This is a genomic window from Paracraurococcus ruber, assembly GCF_004353985.1.
Lineage (GTDB): Bacteria > Pseudomonadota > Alphaproteobacteria > Acetobacterales > Acetobacteraceae > Paracraurococcus > Paracraurococcus ruber.
In genome coordinates this window covers 1-6,032 of sequence record NZ_SMOA01000306.1, presented here as the reverse complement: position 1 = coordinate 6,032, position 6,032 = coordinate 1, and the positions used below count along the sequence as shown (strand labels likewise).

Here is a 6,032-nt window from a genome sequence, read left to right as displayed (position 1 = left end):
CCATCGGCAGGGCCGCGCGGCGGCGCGGCGCAGCCAGGGCGGGACAGCGCCGCCCGACTGCCGGCCAGGGACCCGAAGGCCCGCGGCCCCGCGGCCGTCAGCCGAACTCCACCGTCAGGTTCATCGGGAAGATCCCGAAATCCTCGTCCATCCGCAGCGTCCCGTCGGCGCCGCGGGCGCGGCGGAGATCGGGCAGCTTCAGCACGGCCTTGCAGATTTCCGGGATCATCACCCGGTTCATGTAGAGGCCGAAGCATTCATGCATGCCGTAGCCGAAATGCATGTACTGGTAGTCCGGCCGGCCGGGGACGAAGCGCCGCGGGTTGGCCACCCGCCTTCCGTCGAACATCGCCGACCGCGTCGCGGCCATGACGAAGGCGCCCTTCGGGATGGTGCGGGCGCGCAGCGTGCCGGCGGCGACGCGGTAGCTTTCCTCGCAATTGCGGAACAGGCCGGGGGTCAGCGGGAAGAAGCGCGATGCCTCGAAGACATAGCGGGACACCGCCGCGTCGTCATCGGCCCGCGCCGCCGCCTGCGCCTCCGCCAGTTCCTTCTTCCGGTCCAGCAGCACGTCGAAGAGCTGCGGGATGACCATCGGCGGCTGCGGCAGGGCGCCGACGATCAGGCCGATCAGGTTGTTGCGGATCTGCCGGTCCGACATGCCGGGGGCGCCGCCATCCTGCAGCTGCAGGCAGCGTTCCAGGATGTCGTCGTGCCGGCCACGGTCCTTCTTCCGGGCGGCGATCGCCGCTTCCAGGTAGCAGCGCATCGCCTCGGCGACCGGCTCGGCCGCCGTCTTGCGGTCCGGGTCGTCGAACAGGTCGGCGAACATGTAGCCGAACAGGCTGCGCGCCTGGTCCGAGATCTCCTTCACCGACGCGCCGGGCGTGCCGAAATAGGCGCCGAAGAGGCGCGTCGTCACCTCCTGCGTCAACTCCATCGCCAGGTCCACCCGCCCGCGCTGCAGCGCCGGCTGCATGACCTCGGCGGTGATGCGCGCCGTCTCCGGCTTCACCCGCGCCACCGCCTCGGCCCGCGGCGCCGCCATGCGCATGGTGGTCTTGTCGCGGGTGAAGTCCGGCTCGTCCCGCATGCCGAGGAAGATGTTGTCCCCCTGCATGATGACCGCGATCTTCGGCGCATAGGTCACGTTGAACACGTTGGGACGCTGCAGCACCTCCTGCACGTCGTCGAAGCGCGTCACCAGCGCATAGGTCCGGCCGCCGAAGCGGACCACCAGGATGGGCAGGGTGTTCCGCAGGATGAGGAACGCCGTGTCCATCTTGCTTTTGAGCCAGTCGAAGATCTTCGCGCCGGTGCTTCGCGTCTCGGCCATCGTGCTGCCTTGTCCATGCTGGGGCGCGCCGGCGCCGCGGCCGGGCGGGCCGCGGCGCGGTGTCGTCATCCGCGGCGGGCGGGGGTCAGGTCGGGTCCACCGATCCCATCGCCATCATCCGCAGCGCGGTGATGCTGGGGATGAAGAAATACTCGCCGCCCCGCGTCTCCACGAACTGCGGCAGGTTGGCGGCGATGAAGGGCGCCCGGCCGCAATCGCCATCGACCGGGACGACGAATTTGTTGGCCTGCCGGTTGTCCTTGTCGCGCCGGCCGGTGATCGGGCAGGCGTCGTTGCCGGAATCGAGGTCCAGCCCGTACTGGATCCATTGCTGCTGGATGAACTCGAACTGCCGGAACAGGCTGCTGCACAGCGCCATGATGAAGACGCCGTGCTCCGCCTGGTCGTCCTGGCGGGACTTCTCGAACTCCACCGGATCCACCGGGCCATAGGGCAGGCCGCGGCGGAGGATGCGGCGCCGGTTGGTCAGCTGCGTGGTGGTCTGCTTCGCCTTCTGGTTGTCCGGGTCGGGGTCCAGCATGTCGCGCGGGTTCACCCGCCGCAGATGCGCGCCGAAGGGGCATTTCACCCCGTCCGGATCGTCGGCGTAGCGGAAATTCACCAGCAGGTCGTTGTATTCGGCCAGCTTTCGCTTGACCTCGTCGGTCATCGCCTCCTTCGGCAGCTGCCCCTTGCGCACCGCATCGGCCGTGGCCAGCGCCGGCAGGAAGGGCTTCAGCCGGTATTCCGCATCCGCCAGGGTCGGGGCGGCCGTCAGCGGGATGCCGTTCTTCCAGCGGCCGACCATCTTGGCCTTCAGCGTCTCCGCCGCATCCTCCAGCGTCTCGAACCCGCCGACTTCCTTGTAGGTGATGGCGTGCATCGCCATCGTCTCGTCGAAGGTCCTGGTGTTCTGGTGCAGCTTGCGCAGCGCCATGAAGGTGCCGTTGCGGGTGAACTCCCACGGGACGCTGGCTGGCGGGGTCTCCTGCCCCTCGCTCGGCTGGCCGAGCAGGAATTCGCCCGCCGCCAGCGGCGACCAGCTGCGGCTGGGGTCGAAGGGGCCGGGCATGATCTTGCCGCCGCCCGCCGGCAGCCCGTCCTGCCCGGCATAGAAGGGGTCGGAGATGCCGTCCATGAAGCCGAAGGGCTCGGTCGGCTGCGGGAACAGCGTCTCCCCGTCCGGCCCATAGGCCATGACCGTGTTGCTGTCCTGGTAGTCGTCATCGGGCAGGACGACGCCGCCCGGCCGGCGGCCATGCCCCTTCAGCAGCCGCACCTTGTCCTTCAGCCAGTCATGCCGGACCAGCGCGCGCAGCCAGTCGGTCCATTGCTGCAGCTCGGCCACCGGCAGGCCGCGATTGGCGTAGTCCGCCTGGGCGTTCAGCATCACCAGGACATGGACCGCCTCGCTCTCCTTCTCGGCGGAGTTCCTCCAGACCTCGTCCCAGTTGCTGGGGTCGCTGCCCGGGTTGGAGGGGCTGATCGGCAGGTCGCCCAGGATGGTCTTGCGCGCCGGCATGCCCTCCACGAACTCGTCCGGCATCAGCCGCAGGGTCGCGGTCGGCAGTTCCAGCGCCGCCAGCCCCTTCCAGGTGAAGGCGATGTTGATGGCGACCGGCGGCTTGTCGCGCAGGTTCAGCCGCTTCTGCTCCTCCGGCGTGACATCGCTGCTCGCCCAGCGCTCGGCCGTGGTGACGTGCGGCCGGATCTGCTCGATGAAGAAGCGGCCGGCGGCGCATTCGCCGGCATTGATGTGGAAGGCGAGGTAGCGGGCATAGGGGAAGCCGTAGCGGCCATAGGGCCGGTGGATGTTGCCCTGGATGTCGTGCAGGTCGAGCGTGTTCATGCCACGGCTCCTTCCCTCTGGGGCGCGGGTGCGGCGGCGGGCGGCGGCACGGGGTCGGCCCGCCCGGGCGGCGGCGGCCAGGTGAGCTCGGCATCCGGGGTGCGGATGACGCCGGGGAACTGCGTCCGCCAGGTCTCGTTCTCCGGCGCGCAGGCGGCGACGAATTTGCCGTATTCCGCCTGCAGCGCGGCGTCGCTGCGGCCCTGGTTCTGGATGACGAATTCCAGGAAGGCCTGCTGCAGGTAGAGCGACTTCAGCACGTCTGGCAGGGTCGCGCCGGGCGGGAAGACCTGCGCGCCGCGCGCCATGATTCGGCTGTAGAGCGACCAGACGAAGGCGCCGAGGCCGGCGAGCGCCACGAGGATCGCCAGCAGCCCCCAGCGGGCCACCCAGTTCGCCACATGCAGCGCCGCGCTGCCCTCCCGCAGGAAGAGCGAGCCGAACAGGCACAGCACCCAGACCGCCAGCGCGCCGAGGCCGATCTGCAGCCAGGGGATCTTCGGCCCGCCGGTATCGGGCGCGGAATCGAGGATCGGCAGCGTCATGTCGCCCGGGATCGGCGCGCCGGGCCGCCAGTAGTCGTTGAAGGGCATGGTCGTCTCGACCTGGCACTTCTTGACGTACTGGAAGAAATCCTCGGCGGTCCGGACCTCGTCGAAGCCGTAGCACTGGGCGAAGATGCCGTTGTGGATCTTGCTGCCGGTCCGCGGGTCGCGCGCCTCGCTGCCCGCCAGCTCGTCCCGCATCGTCGCCCAGAGGGTGTCGGTGAACCGGCGAAGCGACGCGTCGCTGCCATCCGTGGCATCGAAATCCGCGGCGAAGAGCAGGTAGGGGCTGCCCAGCGTATCCACCGGCTGGTGCACCGTCGGGTCGCCGCCGCCGAACAGCTTGGTCAGCAGGGTGTCGCCGCCTTCCCGCCCGTTGTAGGGCGGCGCGTCGATCAGCGCGAAGCGCGCCAGATGCGTCATGGTGTTGCGGGCGAAGGGGCTGGCCTCCGGCGTCCCGCGGGAGGTGACGCTGGTTTCGGAGTTCTTCAGCTTCGCCAGCGAATCGAGCACGGTCTGCCGGTAGGAGAAGCCGGGCTTGCCGTTCACCTCGCTCATGCCCGCCTTCACGGGCGCCAGCATCGTCAGGAAGTAGTGGCCGGCGTCGAAATTCGCCATGGGTCTGCCTCCTCAGCGGCCGGTGCTGGATGCGGGGGCCTGCGGGATGTCCCTGCCCCAGGTGTCAGGGTCGAAGTAGCGGCGGCGGGCGGCATCCGCGCGCTCCGTCGCCGGGGAGGCGGCGGGGGCGATGCCATGCGCGCCGAAGCCCCTCTGCACCCGGGCCAGCAGCTTGCGGTAGGCGCGGCCGAATTCCGCCGGCGTCGCGGTCGGCTGCAGCCTGGCCAGCGCCACCAGCTCGTCCCGCATCACCAGCGCCTGCTTGATGTCGCGCTGCGCCGCCCCCGGCGTCGCGTTGTAGTAGTAGCGGGTCTGGATCTGGTTGGCCGAAATGTAGTTCTTGAAGTCGGCGATCGGGATCGAATGCGGGTACTTGGTGCTGGTGTACCAGAGCAGGTCGAGCCCGGTGGGGATGCCATCGGCAAAGGCGTCGATGTACTGGTCCCAGGTGCCGTTGAAGTTGCTGAGGAACAGCATGTAGTCGTTCTGCAGCAGCTTCGCCGGCTTCGGCTGGTCCTTGTGCAGGACCGGCCACTGGTCGCGCCGGATGACGACCCAGCGCGCGAAATGGATGAACTTGAGGCCGAGCAGGCCGCCAAGCTGGGAAGGCCGGGCGCGGGACAGCCGGAACACCAGGTATTGCAGCCAGGTCTTCCATGGCTTGATCGGCGTCAGCACGTTCATCGCATAGGCTTTGCCGGCGATGTTCGACATGGAGCCCCCCCCTTCCCCGATCCTGCGGCGCGGCGGACCCCGGGCGCCGTTCGGCATGCAAACGGTGCCTCGCGGGCAATTGAGTTTCAAGGCATGAATCCAGGAAACCTGTGCGCATCCGCACAGGGGCCGCGCCGCCGCCCCGCCCCCAGGGCGCCGCGGCGGGTATCGCCGCCGCCCCCTGCCGTGGCAGCATCGCCGCCGCGCCCCGGAGATTCGCCGCCGTGACAGCCCCGCTCGAGATCGGCTTCCTGCTCTTCCCGCGCCTCACCCAGCTCGACCTCACCGGGCCCTTCGAGGTGCTCAGCCGGCTGCCCGGCGCCCGCGTGCGGCTGCTGTGGAAGGAGGCCGGGCCGGTCAGGGCCGATACCGGCCTCGGCCTGCTGGCGGACACCGCGCTGGCGGATTGCCCGCAGCTCGACCTGATCTGCGTCCCCGGCGGCCCGGGCGTCGCGGCGCTGATGGAGGATGCGGCGGTGCTCGACTTCCTGCGCCGGCAGGCGGCGGGGGCGCGCTGGGTCACCTCGGTCTGCACCGGCGCGCTGGTGCTGGGCGCCGCCGGGCTGCTGCGCGGCAGGCGGGCGACGACCCATTGGGCCAGCCACGACTTCCTCGCCGCGCTGGGCGCCACGCCGGTGCAGGCGCGGGTGGTGCGGGACGGCGCGCTGGTCACCGGCGGCGGGGTCACGGCGGGGATCGACTTCGCGCTCTCGATCGCCGCCGAGATCGCGGGGGAGGCGGCGGCGCAGGCGATCCAGCTGCAGATCGAATATGCACCGGCGCCGCCCTTCGCCGCCGGCCACCCGGAGGAGGCGCCAGCAGCGGTGCTGGAGGCCGCGCGCGCCCGCGGCGCCGGGATGCGGGCGGAGCGGGAGGCGCTGGTCGCGCGGGTCGCCGCCCGGCTGGCGGCGGCCTGACCGGCGGGATGCCGGACCCGGCGCCGCCACCGCCGGCCCCAGGGTTCGGTGCG

The 6,032-nt window shown here is 70.5% G+C and carries 5 protein-coding genes; 1 reads left to right on the top strand and 4 read right to left on the bottom strand.

Translation table 11 applies throughout. The annotated features are described in order from the left end of the window. Window positions 1-97 precede the first annotated feature (97 nt). From E2C05_RS27635 to E2C05_RS27620, 4 genes are all read right to left on the bottom strand, one after another. Window positions 98-1,336, bottom strand: a complete 1,239-nt coding sequence (locus tag E2C05_RS27635) for a cytochrome P450 family protein (protein ID WP_133222866.1) — start codon at window positions 1,334-1,336, stop codon at window positions 98-100. Window positions 1,337-1,421: 85 nt separating this feature from the next. Beyond that, entirely contained in the window at window positions 1,422-3,185 is a 1,764-nt protein-coding gene (locus E2C05_RS27630) for a Dyp-type peroxidase (protein WP_133222865.1), read from the bottom strand. Continuing rightward, entirely contained in the window at window positions 3,182-4,348 is a 1,167-nt protein-coding gene (locus tag E2C05_RS27625) for a hypothetical protein (RefSeq protein ID WP_133222864.1), read from the bottom strand. Before E2C05_RS27625 ends, E2C05_RS27630 begins: the two co-directional genes overlap by 4 nt. 12 nt (window positions 4,349-4,360) lie before the next feature. Then, the gene (locus E2C05_RS27620) at window positions 4,361-5,062 is read right to left on the bottom strand and encodes a hypothetical protein (RefSeq protein WP_192912532.1); all 702 of its coding nucleotides are present in this window, start codon (window positions 5,060-5,062) and stop codon (window positions 4,361-4,363) included. Between the two features lie 224 nt (window positions 5,063-5,286). Here E2C05_RS27620 and E2C05_RS27615 point away from each other — a divergent pair, with 224 nt between their 5' ends. Further along, window positions 5,287-5,979: a DJ-1/PfpI family protein gene (locus tag E2C05_RS27615; protein WP_133222863.1), complete on the top strand. Its 693-nt coding sequence runs from the start codon at window positions 5,287-5,289 to the stop codon at window positions 5,977-5,979. Window positions 5,980-6,032 lie beyond the last annotated feature (53 nt).